The organism is Acidimicrobiales bacterium, assembly GCA_035512495.1.
Taxonomy (GTDB): Bacteria; Actinomycetota; Acidimicrobiia; order Acidimicrobiales; family CADCSY01; genus DATKDW01.
This window is the reverse complement of the sequence record DATKDW010000071.1, coordinates 37,843-63,794: the sequence shown is the minus strand read 5'-3', so window position 1 is coordinate 63,794 and position 25,952 is coordinate 37,843. Positions and strand designations below refer to the sequence as shown.

Below are 25,952 nucleotides of genomic sequence, written 5' to 3'. Positions count from 1 at the left end.
CTTGGCCGACAGGGTGACCACCAGGTCCTCGTCGTCGATGAGGTCCTCGATGCCGATCTCGCCCGGGTCGTAGGTGACCTCGGCCCGACGGGGGGTGGCGAACTCGGCCTTGACCTCGCTCAGCTCGTCCTTGATGACCTGGCGGAGCTTGCCCTCGTCGCCGAGGATGGCCTCCAGCTCGGCGATGGCCCCCCGGAGCTCGGCCAGCTCGGCCTCGAGGTCGGTGCGACCGAGGCGGGTGAGGCGGCCAAGCTGCATGTTGAGGATGTGCTCGGCCTGGGTCTCGCTGAACTCGAACGGCTCGGCCATGAGCCCGTCACGGGCGGCCGGGCGGTCGGCAGCGGCCCGGATGAGGGCGATGATCTCGTCGATGAGGTCGAGGGCCTTGAGCAGGCCCTCGACGATGTGCGCCCGGTCGCGCTTCTTCGCCAGGCGGAACTCGGACCGGCGGGTGATGACGTCGACCTGGTGCTCGACGTAGGCCTGGAGGGCCTGGACGAGGTTGAGGGTGCGGGGCACCCCATCGACGAGGGCGACCATGTTGATGCCAAAGCTGGTCTGCAGGGGGGTGTGCTTGAACAGGTTGTTCAGCACCACGTTGGCCGGTGCATCGCGCTTGAGCTTGACCACCAGCTTGGTGTCGTTGCCGGACGACTCGTCGTTGAGGTCGGCGACCCCCTCGAGCTCCTTGGCGTCGACGAGGTCCTTGATGCGGGTGAGGATGCCCGCCGGGCTCGCCTGGTAGGGCAGCTCGGTGATGACGATGAAGTTCGTGCCCTTCTTGTCCTCGATGATCTCGGCCCTCGCCCGCATGCGGACCGAGCCGCGACCGGTGCGGTAGGCGTCGAGGATGCCGGCACGGCCGAGGATGAAGGCTCCCGTGGGGAAGTCGGGTCCCTTGACGAACGCCAAGAGGTCGTCAGGCGTGGCGTCGGGGTGGTCGATCAGGTGGACGGTGGCGTCGATCACCTCGCCCAGGTTGTGGGGCGGGATGTTGGTGGCCATGCCCACGGCGATGCCCTGGCTGCCGTTGACCAACAGGTTGGGGAAGCGACTGGGGAGGGCGACGGGCTCGGTGTACTCACCGGAGTAGTTGTCGACGAAGTCGACGGTGTCCTCGTCGATGCCGTCGAGCATCCGGTTGGCCAGCTGGGCCAGCCTGCACTCCGTGTAGCGGGAGGCGGCAGCCGGGAAGTCGGGCGAGCCGAAGTTGCCGTGGCCGTCGACGAGCGGGTGGCGCAGGCTGAAGTCCTGGGCCATGCGCACCAGGGCGTCGTAGATGGCCCCGTCGCCGTGGGGGTGGTACTTGCCCATGACCTCGCCGGTGACGCGGGCGCACTTCATGTAGGGACGGTCGGAGCGGGCACCCACCTCGGTCATCCCGTAGAGGATCCGGCGGTGCACGGGCTTGAGGCCGTCACGGGCGTCGGGCAGGGCCCGAGCCACGATGACCGACATGGCGTACTCCAAGAAGGAGCGCTCCATCTCCTCCTGGATCTCGATCGGCTCGATGCCGGCGATGGCGGTGGTCGTGCCCTCGCCGTCGCCCGGAGGCGTCACGTCGCTCATATGTCGAGGAACCTCACGTCCTTGGCGTTGGTGGTGATGAAGTGCTTGCGGACGGCGACGTCGTCGCCCATGAGGACGCTCATCACCTCATCCGCGATGGCGGCTTGCTCGACCGAGACCTGCAGCAGGGTCCGCCGGGTCGGGTCCATGGTGGTCTCGCCCAGCTCCTTCCAGTCCATCTCGCCGAGGCCCTTCAGGCGCTGGAACTCGAACTTCTTCGGGGCGTGCTCCTCGAGGAAGCGGGTCCGGGCGACCTCGTCCTTGAGGTACGCCTTCTCCTTGCCCACCACGGTGGAGAACAGCGGCGGCTGGGCGATGTAGACGTGGCCGGCCTCGACGAGGTCCTTCATCTGGCGGAACAGGAGCGTGAGCAGCAGAGCCCGGATGTGGCTGCCGTCCTCGTCGGCGTCGGCCATGAGGATGATCTTGTGGTAGCGGATCTTGGTGACGTCGAAGTCGTCGCCGAAGCCGGCGCCGATGGCCTTGATGAGCGCCTCGACCTCGTTGTTCTTGAGCATCTTGTCGATGCGGGCCCGCTCGACGTTGAGGATCTTGCCTCGGATCGGGAGGATCGCCTGGGTCTCGGGGCGGCGGGCCTTGATGGCCGAGCCGCCGGCGGAGTCGCCCTCGACGATGAACAGCTCGGTGGCGCGGGGGTCGCGCGACGAGCAGTCGGTGAGCTTGCCGGGCATGCCCGCGCCCTCGAGCGGGGACTTGCGGCGGGTGGCGTTGCGGGCCTGCTGGGCGGCGACCCGGGCTCGGGAGGCCTGGACCGCCTTCCGGGCGATCTGGCCGCCCTCGGTGGGGTTCTCCTCCAGCCAGTCGACCAGCTTCTCGTTGGTGGCCCGCTCGACCAGCGAGCGGATGGAGACGTTGCCGAGCTTGGCCTTGGTCTGGCCCTCGAACTGCGGGTCGGTGAGGCGCACGCTGATGATGGCGGTGAGGCCCTCGCGGATGTCCTCGCCGAGGAGGTTGGGATCCTTCTCCTTGAGCAGGTTGCGGGTCCGGGCGTACTTGTTGACGGCGTTGGTGAGGGCCTTCTTGAAGCCCTCCTCGTGCATGCCGCCCTCGTTGGTGGCGATGCCGTTGGCGAAGGAGTGGATGCCCTCGTTGTACGCCGTGTTCCACTGGAACGCGAGCTCGAGCTCCTGGGTCTCCTCGGTGGCCTCGAAGAACCCGACCCGCTTGAACAGCGGCTCCTTGGAGGCGTTGAGGTGGCGCACGAAGTCGGCGATGCCACCGCTGTACTTGAAGACCTTGGGCTCGTTGTCGTGGCCGTCGCGCTGGTCGTGGAAGCGGATCTCGAGGCCCTTGTTGAGGAACGCGTAGATCTGCATGCGCTCGAGCAACGTCTGGGCGCGGAACTCGGTGCCCTCGGACTTGAAGACCTCGGTGTCGGGCCAGAAGGTGACCGTGGTGCCCGTGCGGCCGCGGGGGGCGGCACCCGTGGCCTCGAGGCGGCCCTGGGGCAGGCCGCCCTTGGCGTACTCCTGGACGTGGTGCTTGCCGTCGCGGTCGACCTCGACCACGAGGCGGCTCGACAGGGCGTTGACCACCGAGACGCCCACGCCGTGGAGACCGCCGGACACCTTGTAGCCGCTGCCGCCGAACTTGCCGCCGGCGTGGAGGACGGTGAGGACGACCTCGACGCCGGTCTTGTCCTTGTACTTCGGGTGGGGGTCGACGGGGATTCCCCGGCCGTCGTCGACCACCCGGCAGCCCCCGTCGGGCAGCAGGGTGACGTCGATCTGGTCGCAGTGCCCAGCCATCGCTTCGTCGACGGAGTTGTCGACCACCTCGTAGACGAGGTGGTGGAGGCCGTTGAGCCCCGTGGACCCGATGTACATGCCGGGGCGCTTGCGCACCGCCTCGAGCCCCTCGAGGACCTGGAGGTCCTTGGCCCCGTACGAGTCAGTCATCTGCGCCACGACGCGCCCTTCAGCAGGTGAGAACGAGCAGGCGGCCCCAGTCCGGACCGCGGCATGCGCCGGTCGACGGGTGGGATCGCGATGAGCCCCATCCTACCAGCGGGGTGAGACGCTCTCGCGGCATCCCCGGGGCGCCCAGAGCGCCCTCAGGGGCCTCCAGGGGCCCGCACGCGCACCTCGATGGCGGTGACCGCCCCCGGACCCACCACCTCCTCCAGACGACGCAGCAGATCGGCCTCCAGCCAACGCAGCTGGGTGGCCCAGGCGGGCTCCTCGACGCTCACGTGCAGGACCGTCCCCTCGAGTCGTCGGGGCGTGGCCCGCTCCGCCACCGAGGCGCCCACCAGCTCCGGCCAGGCCGAGAACACGGTGGTGAGGGTGGAGGCGCGCGGCACGCCGAGCGACGCCGCCACCCGGTCGAGCGAGTCGGCCACCGACCGCGGGCCGGGGCCCTGCGCGTCGGGCAACGGCCGCCACCGCGTCACGCTGCGAGCTCCGCCTGGCGGCCTGCGCCCCTTGGCGCCAGCTCCGGCAAGCGCGTCACGCGGCCACCTTCAGGGTTCCGGTTCCGACCTGGACGGTGAGGTCGGGGGTGGTGCCGGCGGGGAGGGGGCCGGCGGTGGTGAGGAGGGCCTGGCCGGGGGGGAGGTGGGCGAGGAGGGCCGACGACCGGTCGGGGTCGAGCTCGGAGAACACGTCGTCGAGGCACAGGATCGGTGCCGACCCGGTGATCTCGGTGACCACGGCGTGGGTGGCGAGGCGCAGGGCCAGCGCCAGCGACCGCTGCTCGCCCTGGGAAGCGTGGGTCCGGGCGGGCATGGCGTTGACCTCGAAGACCACGTCGTCGCGGTGCGGGCCCACCGTCGAGACGCCCCGCCGGACGTCGTCGGCCCGGACCCGGGCCAGGGCCGCGGCCAGGCCCTCGCGGCGCCACGGCGGGTCGTAGGTGGTGTGCACCTCGGCCGACGCGCTCGCCACCTGGTCGTAGGCCACCGCCACGGCCGGCGCCAGGCGCTCGACCAGGCGGGCCCGGGCGGTGCCGAGCACCTCCCCCAGCTCGGCCAGCTTGGCGTCCCACACGTCGAGGGTGGCCGCGACCTCGTCGGTCAGCCGCCCGCCCGCCTGCTTCAAGAGCGTCCCCCGCTGCCGGAGCACGCGATCGAGGTCGCTCCGGGTGGCGTCGTGGCGGGGGGCGCAGGTCACCAGGGTGTCGTCGAGCACCCGGCGCCGCTCCCCCGGCCCGCCCTTCACCAGCGCCAGGTCGTCGGGTGAGAAGACCGTGACGCGCACGGTCCCGAGGAGGTCGCGGGTCCGGCGCAGCGGCTGGCGGTTGACCTGCACGCGGTCGCGCCCCGAGGTGCGCAGCTCGGCCTCGACAAGCGCGGTGCGGCCCTCGCGTTCGACCTCGGCCCGCACCACCGCCACCTCGACGCCCTGACGAACCATGGCCTCCCCTGGCGCGCCCCGGAACGACGAGAGGGTGGCCAAGTAGCCGACCGCCTCGAGCAGGTTGGTCTTGCCCTGGCCGTTGGGCCCCACGATGGCGGTGAGGCCCGGCGCCGGCACCAGCTCGGCGGTGGCGTAGGACCGGAAGTCGGTCAGCCAGAGGTGGCGCAGCTCCATGCGGCTCGTCCCGCCACCGTCGCCGGTCAGCTCACCCGGACGGGCATGAGCAGGTACAGGTAGTCCTGGCTCTCGACCGACCGGACGACCGCCGGCTTGAGGCCGTCGATGGTCTCGAGGGTGACCTCGTCGCCCGAGACGGCCTCGATCCCCTCGGCGAGGTACTCCGGGTTGAAGGCGATGACCATCTCGGCGCCCTCGTACTTGGCGTCGACGTCCTCCGAGGCCTGACCCACGTCCTGGGTGACGGCGGTGAGCTCGATGCCGTCGGGCCGCAGGGTGATGCGCACCGGGGTCGCCTCGCGGGCGAGGAGCTTCACGCGACGGATGGCGTCGAGCAGGGGCTCGCGACCGACGGTGAGGCGGTTGGGGTGAGCACTCGGGATCAGCTGGCGGTAGTTGGGGAACTCGCCCTCGATGAGACGGGTGGTGAGGCGGACGGCACCGACCTCGAAGGTGGCGTCGCGCTCCCCCAGCCGCAGCGTGACCTGCTCGGCGCCACCGAGGACGCGGGTGAGCTCGCCGAGCGCCCGCGAGGGCACCAGGACGGCCTGGCCCTCCCGCAGCACGGTGGCGCCGGGGAGGTCGCGGACCGCCAGGCGGTAGGAGTCGGTGGCGACCAGGCGGAGGCCGTCGCCCTCGGCGGCCATGAGCACCCCGGTGAGGATCGGCCTGGCGTCGTCGTGGCTGGCCGCCCGTACCACCTGGCGCAGGGCGTCGGCGAGCGCCGCAGCATCGAGGGTGACCTCGTCGCCGGGAGCGTCGGCCACCCGGGGGAAGTCGTCGGCGGGGAGGAGGCGCACCGAGAACTGCGAGCGCCCCGAGGAGATGCGGGCCTCTTCGGCCTCGACCTCCACGTGCACCGCGCCGGGCTCGAGGGCACGGACGATGTCGCCGGCGAGGCGGGCGGGGACCACGGCGACGCCGTCGGACTGGCCCGACACGGTGACGTCGACGGTGATGGTCAGGTCGAGGTCGGAGCCGGTCAAGGTGAGGCGGTCACCCTCGAGGACGGCGCGCACGCCGGAGAGGACCGGAAGGGCACCACCCCGGCTCGACACGGCCCGGGTGGCGGTGCCGAGGGCCTCGACGAGGACGTCTCGCTCGCAGCGGAACTTCACGCGTCTCTTCTTCCTTCTCTAAGGAGTACTTGGCAAGGGAGGTAATAAGGGCTGTGGATTGGGGATGAGGTGCCATCGCCGCAGGTGGCAGGGTGCGCTGTTGTCCCGGCGTCGTCCCCAGGCTCCCACACCTGGGACCGGGTGGGGGTGACGGTGGGATGACTCCTGTGCACGCGACCCGCCTGCCCACAGGCTCGTCCCCAGGTCACCCCCATGGTTGTCCCTCGCGCGGGCACCACCCACGAGCGTCGTGGCCCGGGGGGTCCGGGGGGTCGCCGGTCAGCCATTGCGGATGCTCTGGATCAGCTCCGTGACCTGGTCGTAGATCTGGCGTCGCTCCTTCATGAGGGCGCCGATCTTCTCCACGGCGTGGATCACGGTGGTGTGGTCTCGTCCGCCGAACTCCCGGGCGATGGCCGGGTAGCTGAGGTCGGTCATCTCTCGGCAGACGTACATCCCGATTTGGCGGGCGGTGACGAGTGGGCGTCGCCGGCTCTTGCCGCAGATCTCCTCGACCGGGAAGTCGAACATCGCCGAGGTGGCGTCGAGGATGAGCTTGGCGGTGATGGTGCGGGGCTGGCTGTCGGAGAGGATGTCGCTGAGGACCTCCTTGGCCAGCTCGGCGGTGAGGGGCGCCCGGTTCAGGCTGGCGAAGGCCGACACCCGGATGAGGGCGCCCTCGAGCTCTCGGATGTTGTTGGTGATGTGGGTGGCGATGAACTCGAGGACCTCGGCGGGGATGTGGGTCGGCTCGCGCTCGGCCTTCTTTCGCAGGATGGCGAGGCGGGTCTCGAGCTCGGGGGGCTGGATGTCGGTGATGAGACCCCACTCGAAGCGGCTCCGGAGGCGGTCCTCGAGGGTGGCGATCGACCGCGGCGGCCGGTCGGAGCTGATCACGATCTGGCGGTTGGCCCCGTGGAGCTGGTTGAAGGTGTGGAAGAACTCCTCTTGGAGCCCCTCCTTGCCCTCCATGAACTGGATGTCGTCGACGAGGAGGACGTCGCTCTCGCGGTAGCGGCGCTTGAACGCCGTGGTGGTGTTGGTGCGGATGGCATCGACGAAGTCGTTCATGAACGCCTCGGTGGAGACGTAGCGCACGCTGTAGGCCGGGTAGTTCTGGGCCACGTAGTGGGCGATGCCGTGGAGCAGGTGGGTCTTGCCGAGGCCGGCCACGCCGTAGATGAACAGCGGGTTGTAGGAGCGGGCAGGGGTCTCGGCGACGGCGAGGGCGGCGGCGTGGGCGAAGCGGTTCGACGCCCCGGTCACGAAGTTGTCGAAGGTGTAGCGGGGGTTGAGCGCGGGCGGTCGGTGGTCACCGGGACCGGGGCGCGGCGACGCCCGTCGCTCGGTGGTCGGGCCGTCGGCGTCGCGCCCGAGCCCAGGAGGGGCGGGCTGGTCGAAGGAGCCCTGGTCGAACGCGGTGCTGATCGCTTCCGCGACGGGATCGGCGGTGCCCGCTCCCGGGAAGAGCTCCTCGGCGGCGGCGTCGGTGCGGACCTCGAGGGCCAGCCGCAGCTCGGGGGCACCGACCTCGGCGAGGGTCTGGTTCACGGCGTCGACCCAGCGGGCCTCGATGCGCTCCTTGACCAGGGTGGACGGCACGGCGACGGTGATCCGCTCGGCCGAGAGCCCCACCGGGGCCGACGAGGAGAAGCAGCTCTTCCACACCGCGTCGGGCACCCGGGTGCGCAAGGCATCGGTGCAGGCGCTCCACAACCGCTCCGCCTCGTCCACCAGCCTGAACGCCTCCCAGATGCTTCGACGGTCCACAACGTCATCCACAGCTGTGGATGGACGGATAGGTCGTCCGAACCCGGCGCCGCCACGCGGTCCGTTGGCTCTCCTGTGCCACCGCCGGAGTCGCTGCGCCGACGGCGGGCCGAACCCCTGTGGAGGACGACTGATGGGGGACGGTAGCACTGCCCCGTGGGGCCGGCGCAAGGGGCCTGTTCGGACGATCGCCGCGGCTGGCTTCGCTCCGGTGCCCGCGCGCGGTGTTGCCCGCCGGGGGGACCAGGTCGTAGCCTTCCCGACCAGGTGCGAGCACCGGGTCCGGCATCACGTCGCGCCCTGGGCCCCCACCGCCGTCCGCATGGACCCGGCCCACCCCTCGATCGCCCGGCGCCGAGGTCCATCCCGAGGAGGAACGCGTGAAGCGCACGTACCAGCCCAACGTCCGGAAGCGAGCGAAGAACCACGGGTTCCGCCACCGCATGTCCACCCGCGCAGGTCGGGCCATCGTCAAGGCCCGTCGCCGCAAGGGCCGCCACAAGCTCACGGCCTGAGACCGCCGGGTGACCCCTCGGGTGGCCACGACCTGGCGCGTCCGCGACCGGTCGGGCTTCGCCGATCTGCGCCGTCACGGCCGACGGTCTCGTGGGGGGCCGCTCACGGTAACGTGGGCACCCGGCCCGACCGGCGAGCCGCCCCGGGTGGCCTATGCCATCGGGAAACCGGTGGGGTCGGCCGTGACCAGGAACCGGGTCCGCCGGCGCCTTCGGGCGATCGTCAGCGAGCTGGCGACCGACCTGGAGCCGGGGACCTACCTGATCGCCGCTGCCCCTGCAGCAGCGGACCTGACCTTCGACGAGATGAGAGCGAGCGTGTCCACCGCCATCGCCGCCCTGCGGCCAGCGCCGACCGAGCCCCCGGGGGCACCGTGACCGCCGTGGCTGCCCTCCCCCGCCGACCGAGCATCGCAGCACGTGCCCTGGTGGCGGTGTTCCGGGTGTGGCAGCTGGTCCGTGCCGGCCGGCTCTCCCCCTGCCGCTTCCAGCCGACCTGCTCCGCCTACGGCATCGAGGCGGTCACCAGCCACGGCGCGCTGCGGGGCGGGGCCCTCACGCTCCGTCGTCTCGGTCGCTGCCACCCGTGGGGGCGCTACGGCTACGACCCCGTCCCCGTCCCCGAACCCCTCACCCCCGCCGACAAGTCGAAGGGCGCCCCCTAGTGTTCGAGTTCCTGGCCCAGATGCTGGCCTTCTTCTATGACCTGTGGCCTGGTTCCGGGTCCTACGGCGGGGCGATCGCCCTGTTCACGCTGGTGATCATGCTGGTGCTGACGCCGCTGTCGATCAAGACCACGAGGTCGATGATCGCCATGCAGCGGGTGGGCCCCGAGCTCAAGAAGCTCCAGGCCGAGTACAAGGACGATCGCGACGCGCTCAACCGCGAGATGATGGCGTTCTACAAGGAGAACAACATCAACCCGTTCGCCTCGTGCCTGCCGCTCCTGCTGCAGATGCCGGTGTTCTTCGTCCTCTACCAGGTGCTCATCGGCCTCACCCGCCGGGCCGCCGACGGCAACTTCAACCCGAAGTACCTCGAGGACGACACCGGTCCGCTGGCGATGGCCCTCCGCGGCACCGACCGGATGATGTCGATGGGCATGGACCTCTCGCAGAGCGCCTGGCGGGAGCTGACGGTCGAGGGCCTGCTCACGGCCCTGCCGTTCATCGTGCTGGTGGTGCTGGTGGTGCTGACCGCCTTCATCCAGCAGCGCCAGATCATGGGCCGCAACCCCGCGGCCGCCTCCAACCCGCAGCAGCAGATGATCGGCAAGATCATGCCCTTCATCTTCATCCCCATCTCGGTGACGCTCCCTGCTGGCGTGGTCGTCTACTTCTTCGTCTCCAACGCGGTCCGCATCGGCCAGCAGGCGCTGGTCACTCGCCTCGAGTACCGGGGCGACAAGGCGCCCGGCGCCACCGCCGCCAACGGCACGAACGGGGCCATCGACGCAGCGTCGACCGAAAAGGCCGACAAGGACAAGAAGGCGCAGCCCGACACCAAGGACGCCAAGGGGTCGAAAGACACGAAGGGTGCTGCTAGCCCCACGAAGGGTGCGGGCAAGGCCCGCGCCAACGGCAGCGGCCGGCCCGGCGGCACCTCCCGCACCGGCGGCGGGCATCCCCGCAGTCGCAAGAAGAAGAAGAGGAAGTAGCTCCCATGGAATGGGTCGAGACCACCGGACGCACGCTCGAGGAGGCCAAGGACGCCGCCCTCGACCAGCTCGGCGTCGACGAGGCCGAGGCCGAGTTCGACGTCGTCGAGGAGGCGAAGAGCGGCCTGTTCGGCCGTGTTCGCTCGGAGGCGCGCGTCCGAGCCCGGGTGCAGCCCACCACGCCCCGGCCGAAGGTCGAGCGGCGTGACCGGCGGCGGACGTCTTCGAAGGACGCCGCCCCGAAGACCGCCTCCCCAAAGGACGCAGCGACCACCGACGAGGCGCCGCCGCCGCCCGACGACGCCCCGGCGCCACGCGGGCGCGGCCGTGCAGCGGCGGGCCGCGCGCGCGGTGGGCGCGGTGGGCGTGGGGATGACAAGGTGGAGAAGGCCGAGACGCCGCGAGCCAGCAGGGCCGTGCGCGATGACGAAGGGACCGACGTGGACACCGACATCGACGAGGCGACGCTCGAGGAGCAGAGCGAGGCGCTCCGCACCTTCCTGGACGGCCTGGTGGAGGCCTTCGGCCTCGACGGGGCCACCGAGGTCGACGAGGTCGACGACGACACCCTCGAAGTCCGCGTGGTGGGCGACGATCTCGGCCTCCTCATCGGGCCGAAGGGTCAGACCCTCAATGCCGTCCAGGAGCTCGCCCGCACGATCGTCATGAAGGGGCCGGGCCGTGGTGCTCGCGTCCGGGTCGATGTGGGTGGCTACCGGGAGCGCCGCCGTGAGGCCCTGGAGCGCTTCACCCTCCAGGTCGCCGAGCAGGTCAAGGAGTCGGGCACGCCGACCTCGCTCGAGCCGATGAGCCCTCCCGACCGCAAGGTCGTGCACGACACCGTGAACACCATCGAGGGCGTCAGCACGATCTCCGAGGGCGAGGACGACCGTCGGCGGGTCGTGATCCTGCCTGACGACGAGGGCTGACCACGGCCCCCTCCCCCAGCGGGCCCGGCGAGGTGGTCGACCGCGAGCTCCTCGCGGTGCTCGAGGAGTCGCGGCGGCTGGGGTTCCTCGGGCCCGGCCCGGTGGAGGCTCATGTGGCCCACGCCGCGGCCTTCCTCCCCTTGTTGCCCGCTGAGGGGCGCCTCGTCGACCTGGGCAGCGGTGGCGGGTTGCCCGGCCTGGTCCTGGCCCGAGCCCGTCCGGCGCTCGAGGTGGTCCTCCTCGATGCCCACCAGCGGCGCACCGCCTTCCTGGTCGACGCCCTGGACCGGCTCGACCTGGCCACCCGCGCCGTCGTGGTCGCCGATCGTGCAGAGGTCGTAGGCCGATCGGTCGACCATCGCGGGGCAGCCGCGTGCGTGGTGGCACGAAGTTTCGGCCCCCCGCCGGTGACCGCCGAGTGCGCCGCTCCCCTGCTGGCGCTCGGCGGCCGCCTGATCGTCAGCGAACCTCCGGCGAGCGAGGTCGGCGACCGCTGGCCCCCCGACGGGCTGGCAGAGGTGGGGATGACCGTGGCCCAGGTGGTCGACGGACCGCCCCGCCTCGTGGTCCTGACCCAGGAGCAACCTTGCCCAGATCGCTTTCCCCGCCGCACCGGCATCCCCGCCAAACGGCCGCTCTGGACCACCGCTGCCGCATCGTCTGGTTGACCGGTTCGCGTCGCTGGTGACCGTTGCAGGGGTTCCACGTGAAACGCGCGTCTCGCGCATTCCCGCCGTGGTGTGCCACGTGAAACGCGCGACCCTGATGCTGGGGCCTTGGGGCCGATACGTTCCACGTGAAACCGGTCGGCGGGAGTGCACGCCCCTCTCCGCCATGTTTCACGTGAATCCGAGTGGCGACACGGCGGCATCTCCGCCCCGATCGCGGGACGGTCCTTGCGTTGCACGTCCCCAGCCACCAAGATCCCCCGGTGGACGAAAGCCCCAGAGACCAAGCGGAACGCGGGCGAGCCATCTTCGAGCGGCTTCGCGGTGACACCCATGCAGACCAGGCCGTGAGCGGCGAGCGAGGCGGAGCGGCGACGACAGGGGAGACCAACGGCGAGCACCCTGCCGCGCCAGTGTCGGACGACCAGCCCGGGGCCGAGGCGGCCGGAGCGTCAGAGGCCTCGCCGGATGGTGCCGGGCCCACGCGCGGCGACGAGCTGGCGGCGGCGATCGCCACCACCGGGGTCGCTGCCACCCCACCCCCGGCCACCCGCCCGCCGTCGGCTCGGATCCCCGGCGGGGTCGACCTGGATGCCGAGGACGCGACGGACCAGGCCGGCGCGCCGGCCACCGGCTTCGCCCGGCCGCTCCCCCGGATCATGGCCATCGCCAACCAGAAGGGCGGCGTGGGCAAGACCACCACGGCGGTGAACCTCGGCGCCTGCCTGGCGGAGCTGGGGTACCGCGTCCTGGTGTGTGACCTGGACCCCCAGGGCAACGCCTCGACCGGTCTCGGGCTCAACCCCCGCAACCTCGAGCGCTCGATGTACGACGTGATCCTCAACGATCTCCCCATCGAGGACTGCGTGGAGCCCTCGTCGGTGAAGAACCTCTTCGTTGCCCCTGCCAGCCTCGACCTGGCGGGCGCCGAGATCGAGCTGGTGCCGGCGTTCAGCCGAGAGCTGCGGCTCAAGCGGGCACTGGCCGCCGTAGCGGATGACTACGACTTCGTGCTCATCGACTGCCCGCCCTCGCTCGGGCTCCTCACCGTCAACGGCCTCGCCGCCGCCACCGAGGTGGTGGTCCCCATCCAGTGCGAGTACTACGCCCTCGAGGGCCTGGGTCAGCTGCTCCGCAACGTCAACCTGGTGCAGCGCAACCTCAACCCGAGCCTCGAGGTCAGCGCCATCATCTGCGTCATGTACGACGCCCGCACCAAGCTGTCGGACCAGGTGGTCTCCGAGGTGCGGCAGCACTTCGGGCCAAAGGTCTGTCGCAACGTCGTCCCGCGCACGGTCCGCCTCTCCGAGGCCCCGTCGTTCGGGCAGCCGATCATCGCGTTCGATCCGACCTCGCGCGGGGCCATCGCCTACCGCGAGCTGGCCAAGGAGGTGAGCGGTGGCACGCCGCAGCGGACTCGGTAAGGGCCTGGGGGCGCTCATCCCGCCCGAGGCCATCGACGGGGGAGCGGGGACCGAAGCGTCGAGCCTCCGTGAGGTGGCCGTCGCCAATGTACGGCCCAACCCCCACCAGCCCCGGAACCACTTCGACGAGGAGTCCCTGAGCGCCCTGGCCGCCTCGGTGCGGGAGCTGGGGGTCCTCCAGCCTCCGCTGGTGCGGGTCCTGGGCGACGGGGCCTATGAGCTCATCGCCGGTGAGCGGCGGTGGCGGGCGGCCAAGCGCGCTGGACTGACCACGATCCCGGTGCTGGTCAGGGAGGCGGACGACCTTTCGTCACTCGAGCAGGCGGTGGTCGAGAACCTCCACCGTCAGGACCTCAACCCGTTGGAGGAGGCAGCGGCCTACACCCAGCTCATCGAGGACTTCTCCCTGACCCACGACCAGCTGGCCACCCGGGTGGGCAAGAGCCGCGCCGCCATCACCAACACCCTCCGGCTGTTCCAGCTGCCCCCGTCGATCCAGCGCCTGGTGGCCGAAGGACAGCTCTCCGCTGGCCACGCCCGCTCGCTGCTGGGCACGCCCGACCGGGCCTTCCAGGAGAGCCTGGCCAAGCGCGTGGTCGCCGAGGGGCTCTCCGTGCGGGCCACCGAGGAGGCCGTGCGCGCCCGGACCGGCGCGCCCGGCGCCGGCGCGCGCCCCCCACGGACGGCGCCCGGACTCCGCCAGCCCGGCATGCACGAGCTCGAGGAGCTGCTCTCGGAGCACCTCGAGACGCGCGTGAGGGTCGAGGAGGGCGCCAAGAAGGGGCGAGTGGTGATCGAGTTCGCTGACCTCGACGACCTCGAGCGCATCTACCGGGCGATGACCGAGCCGGGCGGCGGCTGAGGCCGGTCAGGGGGTCCTCGGCGGCTCATCCCCGGGGGTCATCCACAGGCTAGACCCCAGGGTGAGGGTTGCTCGACGTCGAGCGGAGGTCGAGCATCCCCACCCTGTGCCCAAAGCTGTGGATAACGTTGGGAAAAGCCTCTGACCTGGGTGTTTACAGGAACTCGGCGAGCTCCTCGAGCAGCTGCGCCTTGCCCTTTGCGCCCACGAGGCGCTTTTTGGGCTCCCCGTCCTTGAACACGATCAAGGTGGGGATGCTCATGACCTCGAAGCGGCGAGCCACGTCGGGGTTGTCATCGACGTTGAGCTTCGCGACCTTCAGCTTGCCGGCCTGCTCGGACGCGATCTCGTCGAGGACCGGGGCGATCATCTTGCACGGCCCGCACCACTCGGCCCAGAAGTCGACGAGGACGGCTTCGGAGCTGCTCTTGACCTCCTCGTCGAAGGTTGCATCGGAGACGGTCACGGTGTCAGCCATGGAAATGCCTTTCGTTGGTCGGGGGGGTCGTTGGTCGGGGGGTCGATCGGGGGGTGGTGCGGTCGGGAAGGCGAGGGCACGGCGCCGGTCACCAGTTGGTCGCGGTCTCGGCGATGTTGTCGGGGGCGTCGCCCACCGCCTCGAGCCAGCGCTCGGCGTCGATGGCCGCCATGCAGCCCGAGCCGGCGGCGGTGATCGCCTGGCGGTAGGTGTGGTCCTGCACGTCGCCGCAGGCGAAGACGCCCTCGATGTTGGTCTCGGTGCCACCGGGGCGGGTGATCAGGTACCCGTTGTCCTCCATGTCGAGGATGCCCTTGAACAGGTCGGTGTTGGGGCGGTGGCCGATGGCCACGAAGAGCCCGCCGACCTCGAGCGTGTGGCGCTCGCCGGTCTGGGTGTGCTCCACCACGGCACCCTCGAGCCGGGTCTCGCCGAGGAGGTCGACCACGGTGTGGTTCCAGAGGAACTCGATCTTGTCGTTCTTGAAGGCGCGCTCCTGCATGATCTTGGAGGCGCGCAGCTCGTCGCGGCGGTGCACGAGGGTGACCTTGTCGGCAAACTTGGTGAGGAACAGCGCCTCCTCGAGGGCGGAGTCGCCGCCACCCACCACGGCGATGTCCTGGCCGCGGAAGAAGAACCCGTCACAGGTTGCGCAGGTGGAGAGGCCGTGGCCGAGCAGGCGGTCCTCGGCCTCGAGGTTGAGCATCAGGGACTGGGCGCCGGTGGAGACGATGATGCTGCGCGCCTGGTAGGTGGGCTCGGGGGCCTCGGGGTTGCCCACCCACACCGAGAACGGGCGCCGGGAGAAGTCGACCCGGGAGACCTTCTCGGTGACGTACTCGGCGCCGAAGCGGGCGGCCTGCGACCGGAAGTTGACCATGAGCTCGGGCCCCATGATCCCCTCGACGAAGCCCGGGTAGTTCTCGACCTCGGTGGTCAGCATCAGCTGCCCGCCGGGCTGGTCGCTGGTGGACGACGGCTCACCCTCGACGACCAGCGGCGCCAGGTTGGCCCGGGCAGCGTAGATCGCGGCGGTGAGGCCGGCGGGGCCGGAACCGATGATGATGACGTTGCGTACGTCGGGCACGGGGGGGCTCACTTCTTGTCGGTGGTGCGCTTCCCCCACAGGAACAGCCCGGCGAGCGTGAAGATTCCGCCCACGATTGCGTGGGCCGACCAGACGTCGCCGGGGATGGCGATGTCGAGGGCCCGCACGGCGGCGATCGAGAGGAGCACCGCCGCGGTGATGCCGAGGAAGGCAGCCACGATCCCGTAGACGACGATGCGGGAGATCCGTTCAACGGGCTCGGTGGTCTTGGAGCGGACGCCGGTGACGACGCGCTCGATGGTGTCGGCGGTCTGGGTCACCCAGTCGTCGCCGGCGTGGGCATCCGCCGGCGCCGGGTGGGCGCGAGTCGTCGTTGATCCCGTGGCTGCCATGGCGCGCAGCCTACCCTCGCGCCGTGCGTCGAACCCTTGCCGCCGTGGCCGCCGTGGCCGCCGCCGCCCTTGCCGCGCTCATCCTTGGTGAGTACGAGTACGTCGGGTACGTGCCGATCGTGGCCGGGCTGGTCGTCGGCCTGCTGGTCGCCGAGGTCCTGGTCTCGCTCGGCCGCTGGCGGGCCTGGCCGGCCGCGGCGCTGGCCGCTGCCCTCAGCGCCGGGGCCCTTGTCTGGGGCGGCTGGATCACGTCGGGGAAGGGCCTCGAGCCCTACCCGGCCTGGGCGTGGGCCGGGGCCGCTCTGGCTGCCCTCGCCGCCGCGGTGCGAGCCCGCCCTACCGAGGGCTGAACGACGAGACCAGCCGGACCTCGCAGCCGGCGGTCTCCAGGACGACCACGCGCAGGCTCATCCGCTCGTCGCCGTCGACGTCGAAGGCGTAGATCACCGCCGCGGCGCCGTCGAAGCGGGCTCGGGCCCGGTACCTGAGGGCCCCGAGGCCGTCGTCGAGCTGCCGCGCTTCCTCGAGGCAGGTGTCGCCAGGCTCGGCGGCGCTGCGCTGCGGGGTGGTGAGCTCCCGGGACTCGGCATCATCGGAGGTCATGGCGTTCATCCCGTCGTCCGCCAGGTCTCCATCCTCGCCGGCCGCCGCAGTCTCGCCGTCTCGCAGTGCCGACTGGACCGGGATGCGCAGGTCGCTGCGGGCGTGGAGGTCGCCGAGGTCGCCGCCGTCGACCACCGAGGGGCCCGCCGTCGGCGATGCCTCCATGGTGACGCTGTCGTCGTCGCCTCCGTCCATGCCGCGGACCAGGCCGACCCCGAGGATGAGCGCGGCCAGGCACGCTGCGGACACCAGCCACACCGGTGCCGGCCGGCGTCGTCGAGGCGCCAGTGTGACCACGCCGGTGCGGCGAGCCGGCTCGGCCGGGGCGGCGGCGATGGCGGCGGCGATGGCCCGCTCCCTCGTCTCGTCGTCGGGCGCGGGCGGCGGGTCGGCCACCGCCCGGGCGGCGTGGCGCAGCGCCTCGAGCCGGCCCTCGCAGGCATCGCACGCTCCGGCGTGATCACCCGTCTGGGGCATTGCCTCGCCGTCGATGAGCGCGCTGAGGGCCTCGTCGTCGAGGTGGGGCCCGGGAGGCTGGGGGACGGTGGAGGTCATGGCTGTGAAGTGGGACGTCGCTCGGACCCGTCGTGGTTCCCGGCGAGGCGGTCCGCCAGCTGGCCGCGGCCCCTGGCGATCCGGGATCTCACGGTGCCCGCGGGGATGTCGAGGACCTCGGCCATCTCGGCGTAGTCGAGGCCGCAGAGATCGCGGAGGACCACCGCGGTACGGAACTCCAGAGGGAGGGCGGCCAGGGCGGTGTCCACGTCGATCCCGGCTGCCACGGCGTCGGCGACATCCCGTGTGGCCCGGGCGGCCAGGTCGGGGCCCTCGGCCTCGAGCCCGCTGACCGGGCGGCGGGATCGGCGACGCAGCTCGTCGAGGCACGCGTTGGTGGTCACCCGGTATGCCCACGTGCTGAACGCGGCGCGGCCGTCGAAGCGGGACAGGCCTCGGACGATGGCGATCAGTGCCTCCTGGGTGGCGTCGGCCGCGTCGGCCGCGTTGCCGCACATGCGGTGGCACAGAGCGGCGATCCGGTCGTGGTGGCGGCGCAGGAGGGCGTCCAGGGCCTCCTGGTCGCCGTCGCGAGCTCGCTCCACGAGCTCGACGTCGGTCGCGTCACCCACCCCCGCAGCGATGGGGCGGAGCATAGGCACGCCGGCGGCGCTGCGGGGTGACCGGCCGGCGTGGTCGCCTCAGCCCCGGAGCGTCACGTCAGCGATGGCGGTGGAGAACCGGGGACCGACGGAGCCGTCCCCGAGGTCGGTGATCCAGATGAGGACCGCCGAGCCCTCAGCTCCTCCGAGATCGAAGCGGACGTCGCCGGCGATGTCACCCTGGTTGGTCACCGGCTCGCCCCATCCCGCTAGGTCGGTGGCGGTCCCGTCGCCCACGTAGACCTGGGCCGACCACCCCTGGGTGGGCGAGACGACATCGAGTCGCTTCAGCGCCCTCGGCCCTTCACCCTGCAGGATCATGCCCACACCGTCCTTGAGCCTGGCCACGTCGCGGTCGTTGTAGCGCTCGGTCCGCCACGAGGTGGTGGGGTCGCCGTCGGTGATCAGGCCGACGTCGTCGTCGTTCTCCCAGCCGTCGCCGGTGGGGTCGAAGGCAGCCGGCACCACGGGCAGGGCGGTTGCGCTGCGGGAGCTGCCGGGGTTGACCGAGGATCCCGCCCGCCCCACGGCGTCGAAGAGGTCGCGCCCGATCTCGGTCTGGCCCACGAGCGACCCGACGAGGCCGAGCGTGGCCGCGACCACCAGGATCAAGACGGCGGGGACCAGCCACGAGCGCTCGCTCTGGGCGAAGCCTGGCGCGGCGGCCGGGCCGGGTCCGGAGACGGCGCCGCCGGCGAGCGCTGTTTGGTCGCGGGCGACCGCCGCGGTGGCGTCGACCCCGTCGTCGTCGGCGCGGCTCAGGTCGGCGGCGGTGATGGCGGCGCCCATTGCAGCGGCATCGGGGTGGCGCAGCCCAGGGTCGCGGGACATGGCACGGAGCACGACCTCCTCGAGGTCGCGGGGGACGCCGGCCCGGATCTGGCGAGGACGGAGCGGTTCGGTCGTGAGCCGGGCGACCGCGGTGGCGGTGGCGTTCTCGCCGGCGAAGGGCGGCCGGCCGCACAACATCTCGTAGAGCACGATCCCGAGCGCGTAGACGTCGGAGCGGGCATCGACCGGCGTCCCCTCCACCTGCTCCGGGGAGAGGTACTTGGCCGTGCCCACCACCTGGCCGACCTCGGTGAGGTCGTGGCTGGCCTCGGCGGCCTTGGCGATTCCGAAGTCGGTGACGAGCACCCGACCGTCGGCCGAGAGCAGGATGTTCCCCGGCTTGACGTCACGGTGGACGAGGCCGCCCTGATGGGCGTGGTGCAGGGCGGTGGCCACCTGGGCGGCGATGTCGGCCGCCTGCCGTGCCTGCAGCGCCCCGTGCTCGTCGAGGACCTGGCGCAAGGTGGAGCCCCGCACCAGCTCCATCACGATGGCCTCGGTCCCGTCGTCGCTGCAGGTGTCGTAGATGGAGACGATGTGGGGGTCGGAGAGCCGGGCGGCGGAGATGGCCTCCTGGCGGAACCGGGTGACGAAGGCCTCGTCGGCCGCCAGGTGGGGGAGGAGCACCTTGACCGCGACCGGGCGTGCCAGCACCTCGTCGGTGGCTTCCCAGACCTCGGCCATGCCCCCGCGCGCCAGGCGCCGGTCGAGGCGGTAGCGGCGGGCGATGGTGGCACCGGGCTCCAGGTGCGTGCCGCTGGCGGGGGGAGGGGGGTGCTCCATGGTGATGCCACTCACGGTACCCCCGCGGCTGCACCGCGATCCGCGGCGCCGGGGTCCCCGCACGTTGCGGGATCGCCGGGGATCGCCGCCGGCCGGGTCAGGTGCCGGACGGGACCTGGAACGTGACGCCCATGACACGGGCGCCGCCGTGGACGCCGATGGTGGCGCCGATCTCCCCGACGTGGATCTGGTCGCGGGGGTGGTGCTCGGCGAGCATGTCGAGCACCTGGTCGAGCTCGTCGGGGGCGTTGCCGTGCATCAGGCCGAGGCGCTCCACGCCTTGGGGCTGCTCGGCCACCTTTTCGACGAGGGCCTTGAGCGCCTTCGAGCGGGTGCGGGGCTTGCCCGCCTCCTCCACCACGCCGGTGCTGATGTCGATGAGGGGCTTGATCGAGAGCAGCGACCCGATCATGGCCTGGGCTCCCCCGATGCGCCCGCCCTTGCGGAGGTTGTCGAGGGTGTCGAGCGCGCCGTAGACCCGCGTTCGGGGAACCATGCCCTCCACCAGGGCGACGATCTCGGCGGCGTCGCGACCGTCGCGGGCGGCCTCGGCCGCCGCCACGACCTGGCTACCGAGGCCCCAGGTGATCGAGCGCGAGTCGACGAGGCGGATGTCGTGGCCCTCGAGGGCGCGGGCGGCGTTCTGCGCCGACTGCATGGTGGCCGAGAGACCCGAGGAGATGTTGATGCACACCACGGCTTCGGCTCCGCCGTCGAGGGCGGAGCGGAAGGCGGCCTCGAACGCGCCCGGCGACGGGGCCGCCGTCTCGGGTAGCACGTCGGCGGCGGCGAGCTTGGCGTAGAACTCGGCCGGGCTGAGGTCCTTGCGGTCGACGTACTCGTCCGCGCCGAAGCGGATCGTCAGCGGCACCACCTCGACCCCGAGGGCCGCGGCCTCCTCGTCGGTCAGGTCGCAGGCGCTGTCGGTCACCACTCGCACGGCCATCGGTGCTCTCCCCGGGTTCGGTCCTCGTCAGGGCGACGTTACAACGGCGATCGTCGTCCGCCCCACGGCGCTCACCGGCTCAGGCGCCGCGTGACGCCCCCGACGAGGGCGCGCGCCTCGGGTACGCCGAGGGCGGTGGTGGCCGTGAGGTACATCAGCCCGCTCGGCCCACCGACGAGGGCGAGGGCGACGACGGGGTGGAGGTGGTCGACGAGCGGACGGCCGAACAGCGCTACCGCCCCCGCCCCTGCCGTCGCGAGGAGGATCCGCCCGAGGTGGCCCCCGCCGAGCCGGACCTGGCCGACCGAGGCGGTGAGCCGACGTCGCAGCAGGGCCAGCTCGACCCAGGCCGTCATCCCCGAGGCGAGCGCCAGGCCCACGGCACCGAGCCGGAGGATGACGCCCCCGGCGACCCTGACCCCTTCTGGCAGGGGAGCCAGCGGGGCCGGGAGCTCGTCGAAGCCTGCGAGGCCCACGAGGCCGGTGCCGTCGAGCACGATCCGGTCGAGCTGGAACATCAGCACCACGCCCAGGCCCGCGGCCAGGGCGACCCGGAGCGCGGCGACCCGTGCAGGGGTCCGGGTGTCGCCGAGGGCGTAGAGCGTGCTCTGCAGGAGCCGGCTCGAGGTGGTGGCGAGGAGGCCGATGGTGAAGGCCGCCAACACGTACCAGACCAGCACCGTCTCGGCGAGCCCGAAGCGACCCGTCCGGAGCAGCGCCCCCACCACCAGGTCGCCGAGCACGAGGTACACCATCGAGACGGGCACGACGAAGAAGGCGACCCGGGCCAGGCCGGACTCGACTCGCTCCTGCCAGGTGGCGAGCGCCTCCTCCGTGGGTGCGTCGAGGCGGCTGAGCTCGGGCAGCTCGGCGGCGGCGACGCTCATGCCGAAGAGGCTGATCGGGAGGAGGTAGAAGACCTGTGCGTAGCCGAGGGCCGACACCGCGCCGACCGCCAGGAGGCTCGCCAGGAGCAGGTCGAGGTAGGCAGACAGCTGGACGACGCCCCGCCCGAGCACCACCGGCACGAAGCGGCGCACGATCGTCCGCACGCCGGGGAGGTCGGTGCGCAGGCTGGGACGCAGGTGGCGAACGAGGCGGACGACGGTGGGCACCTGCACGAGCAGCTGCAGGACCCCTCCGGCGAAGGCGCCCCACGCCAGACCGATCGCCAGGCCCTCCTGGCTGAAGCCGCGCATGCCGAGCGCGACCAGCACGCCGATCTGGGCGGCGTTCCAGAGCACCGGCGCCACATAGGAGAGGAAGAACCTGCGGTGGCTGTTGAGCACCCCGAGGCACCATGCCGAGAGCACCAGGATCCCGATGCCGGGCGTGAGGATCCGGGTGAGGGTGACGGTCAGCTCGAGGCGCTCGGGGGTCCCGGCGAAGCCGGGAGCGAGCGCGAGGGTGATGGGCCGGGCGAACACCACGCCGATCAGCACCAGGAGGCCGGCCACGGCGGCGAGGAGGCCGGCGATGGCGCCGGCGACCTTCCCGGCCTCCTCCTCGCGGCCCTCCTCGAGCAGGCGGGCGTAGACCGGGATGAACGATGCCGACAGCACCCCTTCGCCCAGCAGGTTCTGCATCAGGTTGGGGATGCGCAGTGCGGCCCGGAAGGCGTCAACGGCCATGCCCACGCCGAGCTCGGAGGCGATCACCCGCTCGCGGACCAGGCCGGCGAGGCGGCTGAGCATGATCCCGGAGGCCACGAGGGCCGACGCCCGCCGGCCCGACGGTGCGGGTTCGGCCGGCTCCCGTGAGGTCTGGTCGGCGGGCGGGTCGGGAGCGGCGTCGCCGGCGTTCACGCCGTCTCGTCGGCCGTCGGGTCCACCAACCGCTGGTCGCGCCGGGCGGTCCGCCAGTGCCGGGCCCACCAGACGAGGAGGAAGAGGCCGGCACCGACGGACAGGACCACCCCCACGCCAGAGGCGACGGTGGAGCGGATGGTGACCCGGCTGCCACCCACGTCGAGGCCGCCGTCGACCGAGCGCAGCTCGATGCGCAGCGGGAAGTCACCGGAGGTGCGGGTACGGACCTGGAGCGAGACCGCGGTGTTCCCCGGCTCGAGGGTGAGCTCGCGGTGCAGGCGGGACCGGTTGTCGCCGAGCGCGTCTCCTTCGGTGAACTCGAGCTTGTCGCTCGCCAGTCCGAGGACCACGGTCACCGGGTACGGGTTGTGGTTGCGGAGCGTCAAGGGGATGGTGCCTTCCCGTGCGGTGAGGCGGTAGCTGCCGCGGTCGAGCACCTGGATCCGGTCGAGGACGTCGCCGAGGCGGCCACGGCTGGCGGTGACGTAGGCGTGCCGTCGGTCGGCGTCGAGCCGCTGAGACTCGGCGACGAGGAGGAGCTGGTCGAGGAGCTCCACGTCGGGGTTGGCCCTCCCGGTCATCGTCACGAGCGACTCGACCGACCGACGGAGACGGTCGAGCTCGTCGCGCCCCGTACCGGGCGACGGTGCGCCACCGGTCGTGAGCTGCCGGACCACCGCGTCGCCCCCATCCTCGAGCACGGTGACGTCGGCCAGCAGCTCGTCGACGGTGACGGGTGCGAGGGTCGGGATGGAAGAGATGCTCGTCAGGACGGTGGCGAGGAACGTCGGATCGGGCTCCCAGTCCCGCGGTGGGTGCACCACGACCCCACGGACCTGCCCTGGCCGGTCACCGAAGATCACTGCGAGGTCGGCGATGAGGTGGTGGGCGGCGAGGACTTGGTCGTCGCCGTCGGAGAAGTGGGCGGCGAGGCCGGACTCGGCAGCAGCGGCGACGACGCGGCGGCCTCGGCCGGCCTCGACGAGGAAGGGGCGGGCGAGGGTCAACCCGGCTGTCACCCGAGCCGGCAGCGGTTCCAGCTCGTCTTCGGCCACGACGAGCTGGTCGACGCCCGTGCGCCGGAGGCGGGTCACGTCGTCGTCATCCAGCGAGTCGAGGGTGACGAAGGTGCGGGGGTCGGGCCGCACGCCGAGAAGGTCGTCGACGATGTCGATCCCGTGGCTGCGCTGGGCGCCGACCATGTCGGCGAGGGCGGGGTCGAGCAGGGTCCCGAGGGAGAGGTCCACGTACGACCGGGCGATCACCTGGCCGCCCTGGTCGATCGTCGTCCGGAGGTCGTCGAGGGCTTCCTCGTCGCCGAGGGTGCGCAGCGCCTCGAGCGTCTCGGGGGTCGGGGCGAGGGTGACTGCTGCCCCGCTGACCCCGGCCAGGGCGCTCGCCACGTCAGCGAGTCGCCGCCGGTCCTCGCCGGGCAGGTCGGTGGTGCCGTCGGGCTGGAGCCCCGGTTGGGCCGAGAGGGGGAGCACCCAGGCGACCGAGAGCGGCGGGAGGTCGGTGGCGGAGGGGACCCGGACGAGGTGGGTCGTGAAGGAGTCGATCGCCGGTCCACCGCGCTCGTGGAGCGACACCGCCACCGGGTAGACGCCGTGGGCGAGGTCGGGGAGGGGCTCGGCGCCGACGTTGTCGGGCGCCCCGGGGAGCGAGAAGACCACGGGGACGGCGCCAGCGGCGTCGAAGCGGAGGGGCACCGTCGACCGAGCGACCCTCCTGCCGAGGAGCGACCCATGGACCGTGCGGGCGAACTGTGATCGGGACGTGACCGCGGCGTGGACGGTGGCGGTGAGCTGGAGGTCCTGGGGGGATCGGATGCGGTCGACGTCGACCCGCAGCACGAAGGTGTTGCCGTCGCCGATCCACGACCGCTGGGAGGCGAGGGCGATCCGGCCGGACGGCGAGCGCTGGGCTTCGGCGGGAGCGGCCACGAGCCCACCAAGGGTCAGTGCGAGGAGCGCGGCCGCTCCCGCCACCTGACGCCTCACCCGGTCAGCTCCCGGTCCGGGAGCCGCCGTGCGAGGACGGCGAGGCCGGATGGTTGCAGGTCGAACCCGAGACGCTCGTAGAGGTCGAGGGCTCGGCCGTTGCCCACCTGGGTGTTGACCACCGCCCGCCGGGCGCCACGTCGGCGCATCCAGTGCAGCCCGTCGAGCACCAGGGCTCGCCCATGGCCTCGGCCCCAGGCGGCGGGGTCGACGGCGACGCGCTGGAGGTAGCCCTGCCGTCCGGCGAGGCCCGACACCGCGTAGCCGGTGAGGGGGTTTCGGCCTGCGACCCGGAACCGGGAGACGGGCGTGGCGTGCAGGGCCTCCGTCAGCCCCGAGGTGTCGAGCTGCCAGAACGGGCTGAAGGCCAGCGCGTCGACCTCGAGCGCACGGCCGCGGTCGGTTCGCCACCCGCGCCGAAGCGGCACCACCGGCCGAGGGACGAGCGATGGGAGGTCGTCGAGGTCGTGGCTCAGGAGGTGGAGCTCCTCGCGGACCTCGAAGCCGGCCGCCACGAAGCCCTCCCGCTCCGGTGCGGCCAGGGCGCCGGTCACGACCTCGGCGTAGCCGCGCCGCGCGAGCAGGGAGCAGCACCACCGCACCATGTCGGCGGTGGGCGGGGGGGTCTCGGACACGGGCGCCAGGTAGGCGACCCGGGCGTCACCACGCCAGGGCCCCACCCGGAGCCGCTCCGGCCCCCGTCGCACGACGTCGAGCCCACGCACCGCTGCGAGCGTATCGATGCGCGGGCGCCCACCGGGCGGCGGTGCGTCAGCGGCGCCCCCGGTAGCCTCGAAGCCTTGCGACTGCTGCTCTCGACCTCCGAGCGCTTCGCCGACCACGACAACGGTCGAGGCCACCCCGAGCGGCCCGCTCGCCTCGACGCGGTCCTGGCGGGCATCGCCACCGCCGGCGTCGACGACGCCCTCATCCGGGTCGTGCCCCGCCCCGCCACCCGGTCCGAGCTCGAGCTCGCCCACCCGCCGGACTTCCTGGACGCCTTGGCCCGGTTCTGCGAGGCGGGTGGCGGCGCCATCGACGCCGACACCGTGGCGGTCCCGGCGTCGTGGGACGCCGCCGTGCTCGCCGCCGGCGCCGGCCCCGACGCCGTCGAGCGCCTCGACCGGGGCGAGGCCGACGCGGCCTTCTGCGTGGTGCGCCCCCCCGGCCACCACGCCATGCCCACCCGGGCGATGGGCTTCTGCCTGGTCAACAACATCGCCGTGACCGCCGGGGTCCTCGCCGAGCGGGGCGAGCGGGTGCTGGTGCTCGACTGGGACGCTCACCACGGCAATGGGACCCAGGCGGTGTTCTACGCCGACCCGCGCGTCCTCTACGTGTCGCTGCACGAGTTCCCGCTCTTCCCCTTCACCGGCCGGCTGGGCGACACCGGGGTCGGTGAGGGCGCGGGCACGACCCTCAACCTCCCGATGCCAGCGGGCCTCACCGGCGATGTCGCGCTGGCCGCCCTCGACGAGGTGGTGGCGCCGGTGGTGGAGGGCTTCGCCCCGACCTGGCTCCTGGTGTCGGCCGGCTTCGACGGCCACCGGGCCGACCCCCTCACCGGCCTCGGGCTCTCGAGTGGCGACTTCGCCGACCTGACCCGCCGCTCGCTCTCGTTCGCCCCGCCGGGCCGACGCATCGCCTTCCTCGAGGGCGGCTACGACCTCCAGGCGCTCGCCGACTCGGCAGGCGCCTTCGCGGCGGCGTTGACCGGGGCCGACCACCGCCCGGAGGCGGCAACGTCGGGGGGCCCGGGACGCCACGTGGTCGACGCCGCCGTCACCGCGCTGGCCGCCCGCTGAGGCCGGACCCTCATGTCTGGCAGCCACCCTGCCGA

The 25,952-nt window shown here is 72.2% G+C and carries 26 protein-coding genes; 10 read left to right on the top strand and 16 right to left on the bottom strand.

Features of this window, described 5'->3' with window-relative positions; translation table 11 throughout:
* From VMN58_10745 to dnaA, 6 genes are all read right to left on the bottom strand, one after another.
* Positions 1-1,569 (bottom strand): DNA topoisomerase (ATP-hydrolyzing) (locus VMN58_10745; protein ID HUF33670.1); only part of this gene is annotated, 1,569 nt, incomplete at its 3' end.
* Positions 1,566-3,488 carry a DNA topoisomerase subunit B gene (locus tag VMN58_10740; GenBank protein HUF33669.1) on the bottom strand — a complete coding sequence of 641 codons (1,923 nt, stop codon included), beginning with the start codon at positions 3,486-3,488 and terminating at the stop codon, positions 1,566-1,568. The genes VMN58_10740 and VMN58_10745, both read right to left, overlap by 4 nt.
* 155 nt (positions 3,489-3,643) lie before the next feature.
* Positions 3,644-3,964: a DUF721 domain-containing protein gene (locus tag VMN58_10735; GenBank protein ID HUF33668.1), complete on the bottom strand. Its 321-nt coding sequence runs from the start codon at positions 3,962-3,964 to the stop codon at positions 3,644-3,646.
* A gap of 73 nt (positions 3,965-4,037) precedes the next feature.
* Positions 4,038-5,120: a DNA replication/repair protein RecF gene (locus VMN58_10730; protein ID HUF33667.1), complete on the bottom strand. Its 1,083-nt coding sequence runs from the start codon at positions 5,118-5,120 to the stop codon at positions 4,038-4,040.
* Positions 5,121-5,146: 26 nt separating this feature from the next.
* A complete protein-coding gene (gene dnaN, locus VMN58_10725) occupies positions 5,147-6,241 on the bottom strand; it encodes a DNA polymerase III subunit beta (protein ID HUF33666.1) in 1,095 nt (364 codons plus the stop codon).
* 279 nt (positions 6,242-6,520) lie between these two features.
* Positions 6,521-8,011 carry a chromosomal replication initiator protein DnaA gene (gene dnaA / locus VMN58_10720; GenBank protein HUF33665.1) on the bottom strand — a complete coding sequence of 497 codons (1,491 nt, stop codon included), beginning with the start codon at positions 8,009-8,011 and terminating at the stop codon, positions 6,521-6,523.
* Positions 8,012-8,391: 380 nt separating this feature from the next.
* Here dnaA and rpmH point away from each other — a divergent pair, with 380 nt between their 5' ends.
* The 8 genes from rpmH to VMN58_10680 all read left to right on the top strand — a co-directional run bounded on the left by rpmH (position 8,392) and on the right by VMN58_10680 (position 14,066).
* The gene (rpmH, locus tag VMN58_10715) at positions 8,392-8,526 is read left to right on the top strand and encodes a 50S ribosomal protein L34 (GenBank protein ID HUF33664.1); all 135 of its coding nucleotides are present in this window, start codon (positions 8,392-8,394) and stop codon (positions 8,524-8,526) included.
* A gap of 9 nt (positions 8,527-8,535) precedes the next feature.
* Entirely contained in the window at positions 8,536-8,904 is a 369-nt protein-coding gene (gene rnpA, locus VMN58_10710; protein ID HUF33663.1) for a ribonuclease P protein component, read from the top strand.
* A 5-nt stretch (positions 8,905-8,909) separates the two neighbouring features.
* On the top strand, positions 8,910-9,191 hold the full coding sequence (gene yidD, locus VMN58_10705; protein HUF33662.1) for a membrane protein insertion efficiency factor YidD: 282 nt from the start codon (positions 8,910-8,912) through the stop codon (positions 9,189-9,191).
* Positions 9,191-10,183 (top strand): YidC/Oxa1 family membrane protein insertase, encoded by a 993-nt coding sequence (locus tag VMN58_10700; GenBank protein ID HUF33661.1) that lies wholly within the window; start codon positions 9,191-9,193, stop codon positions 10,181-10,183. Before yidD ends, VMN58_10700 begins: the two co-directional genes overlap by 1 nt.
* A gap of 5 nt (positions 10,184-10,188) precedes the next feature.
* Positions 10,189-11,112 carry an RNA-binding cell elongation regulator Jag/EloR gene (gene jag / locus VMN58_10695; protein HUF33660.1) on the top strand — a complete coding sequence of 308 codons (924 nt, stop codon included), beginning with the start codon at positions 10,189-10,191 and terminating at the stop codon, positions 11,110-11,112.
* 32 nt (positions 11,113-11,144) lie between these two features.
* Positions 11,145-11,780, top strand: coding sequence for an RsmG family class I SAM-dependent methyltransferase (locus VMN58_10690; protein ID HUF33659.1), 636 nt, complete (start codon positions 11,145-11,147; stop codon positions 11,778-11,780).
* A 413-nt stretch (positions 11,781-12,193) separates the two neighbouring features.
* Positions 12,194-13,204, top strand: coding sequence for an AAA family ATPase (locus VMN58_10685; GenBank protein HUF33658.1), 1,011 nt, complete (start codon positions 12,194-12,196; stop codon positions 13,202-13,204).
* Positions 13,179-14,066, top strand: a complete 888-nt coding sequence (locus tag VMN58_10680) for a ParB/RepB/Spo0J family partition protein (protein ID HUF33657.1) — start codon at positions 13,179-13,181, stop codon at positions 14,064-14,066. The genes VMN58_10685 and VMN58_10680 overlap by 26 nt, the downstream gene beginning before the upstream one ends.
* A 154-nt stretch (positions 14,067-14,220) precedes the next feature.
* Here the strand turns inward: VMN58_10680 and trxA are convergent, their stop codons facing one another.
* From trxA to VMN58_10665, 3 genes are all read right to left on the bottom strand, one after another.
* On the bottom strand, positions 14,221-14,544 hold the full coding sequence (gene trxA, locus VMN58_10675) for a thioredoxin (GenBank protein ID HUF33656.1): 324 nt from the start codon (positions 14,542-14,544) through the stop codon (positions 14,221-14,223).
* An 88-nt stretch (positions 14,545-14,632) separates the two neighbouring features.
* Complete coding sequence (gene trxB, locus VMN58_10670) at positions 14,633-15,631, bottom strand: thioredoxin-disulfide reductase (protein HUF33655.1); 999 nt, start codon at positions 15,629-15,631, stop codon at positions 14,633-14,635.
* 8 nt (positions 15,632-15,639) lie between these two features.
* Positions 15,640-15,984, bottom strand: a complete 345-nt coding sequence (locus VMN58_10665) for a phage holin family protein (GenBank protein ID HUF33654.1) — start codon at positions 15,982-15,984, stop codon at positions 15,640-15,642.
* 23 nt (positions 15,985-16,007) lie between these two features.
* Between VMN58_10665 and VMN58_10660 the strand changes: the two genes are divergently transcribed.
* Positions 16,008-16,334: a hypothetical protein gene (locus VMN58_10660; protein HUF33653.1), complete on the top strand. Its 327-nt coding sequence runs from the start codon at positions 16,008-16,010 to the stop codon at positions 16,332-16,334.
* Here the strand turns inward: VMN58_10660 and VMN58_10655 are convergent.
* The 7 genes from VMN58_10655 to VMN58_10625 all read right to left on the bottom strand — a co-directional run bounded on the left by VMN58_10655 (position 16,321) and on the right by VMN58_10625 (position 24,837).
* Positions 16,321-17,142: a hypothetical protein gene (locus VMN58_10655; protein HUF33652.1), complete on the bottom strand. Its 822-nt coding sequence runs from the start codon at positions 17,140-17,142 to the stop codon at positions 16,321-16,323. The two genes, VMN58_10660 and VMN58_10655, sit on opposite strands and share 14 nt — an antisense overlap.
* Complete coding sequence (locus tag VMN58_10650; GenBank protein ID HUF33651.1) at positions 17,139-17,714, bottom strand: sigma-70 family RNA polymerase sigma factor; 576 nt, start codon at positions 17,712-17,714, stop codon at positions 17,139-17,141. The genes VMN58_10655 and VMN58_10650 overlap by 4 nt, the downstream gene beginning before the upstream one ends.
* A gap of 69 nt (positions 17,715-17,783) precedes the next feature.
* On the bottom strand, positions 17,784-19,358 hold the full coding sequence (locus VMN58_10645) for a protein kinase (protein ID HUF33650.1): 1,575 nt from the start codon (positions 19,356-19,358) through the stop codon (positions 17,784-17,786).
* Between the two features lie 97 nt (positions 19,359-19,455).
* The gene (locus tag VMN58_10640; protein ID HUF33649.1) at positions 19,456-20,304 is read right to left on the bottom strand and encodes a DegV family protein; all 849 of its coding nucleotides are present in this window, start codon (positions 20,302-20,304) and stop codon (positions 19,456-19,458) included.
* 71 nt (positions 20,305-20,375) lie between these two features.
* The gene (gene murJ / locus VMN58_10635) at positions 20,376-22,109 is read right to left on the bottom strand and encodes a murein biosynthesis integral membrane protein MurJ (protein HUF33648.1); all 1,734 of its coding nucleotides are present in this window, start codon (positions 22,107-22,109) and stop codon (positions 20,376-20,378) included.
* Positions 22,106-24,055, bottom strand: coding sequence for a DUF6049 family protein (locus VMN58_10630; protein HUF33647.1), 1,950 nt, complete (start codon positions 24,053-24,055; stop codon positions 22,106-22,108). The genes murJ and VMN58_10630 overlap by 4 nt, the downstream gene beginning before the upstream one ends.
* 53 nt (positions 24,056-24,108) lie before the next feature.
* On the bottom strand, positions 24,109-24,837 hold the full coding sequence (locus VMN58_10625) for a GNAT family N-acetyltransferase (protein HUF33646.1): 729 nt from the start codon (positions 24,835-24,837) through the stop codon (positions 24,109-24,111).
* A 75-nt stretch (positions 24,838-24,912) separates the two neighbouring features.
* Here VMN58_10625 and VMN58_10620 point away from each other — a divergent pair, with 75 nt between their 5' ends.
* A complete protein-coding gene (locus VMN58_10620; protein ID HUF33645.1) occupies positions 24,913-25,917 on the top strand; it encodes a histone deacetylase in 1,005 nt (334 codons plus the stop codon).
* Positions 25,918-25,952 lie beyond the last annotated feature (35 nt).

Bases quoted from the DNA above. Each gene is read 5' to 3' on its own strand.
- VMN58_10640 (HUF33649.1), bottom strand. From the start codon at position 20,304: ATGGCCGTGCGAGTGGTGACCGACAGCGCCTGCGACCTGACCGACGAG.
- VMN58_10665 (HUF33654.1), bottom strand. From the start codon at position 15,984: ATGGCAGCCACGGGATCAACGACGACTCGCGCCCACCCGGCGCCGGCG.
- jag (HUF33660.1), top strand. From the start codon at position 10,189: ATGGAATGGGTCGAGACCACCGGACGCACGCTCGAGGAGGCCAAGGAC.
- VMN58_10645 (HUF33650.1), bottom strand. From the start codon at position 19,358: ATGGAGCACCCCCCTCCCCCCGCCAGCGGCACGCACCTGGAGCCCGGT.
- VMN58_10740 (HUF33669.1), bottom strand. From the start codon at position 3,488: ATGACTGACTCGTACGGGGCCAAGGACCTCCAGGTCCTCGAGGGGCTC.
- VMN58_10655 (HUF33652.1), bottom strand. From the start codon at position 17,142: ATGACCTCCACCGTCCCCCAGCCTCCCGGGCCCCACCTCGACGACGAG.
- VMN58_10730 (HUF33667.1), bottom strand. From the start codon at position 5,120: ATGGAGCTGCGCCACCTCTGGCTGACCGACTTCCGGTCCTACGCCACC.
- trxA (HUF33656.1), bottom strand. From the start codon at position 14,544: ATGGCTGACACCGTGACCGTCTCCGATGCAACCTTCGACGAGGAGGTC.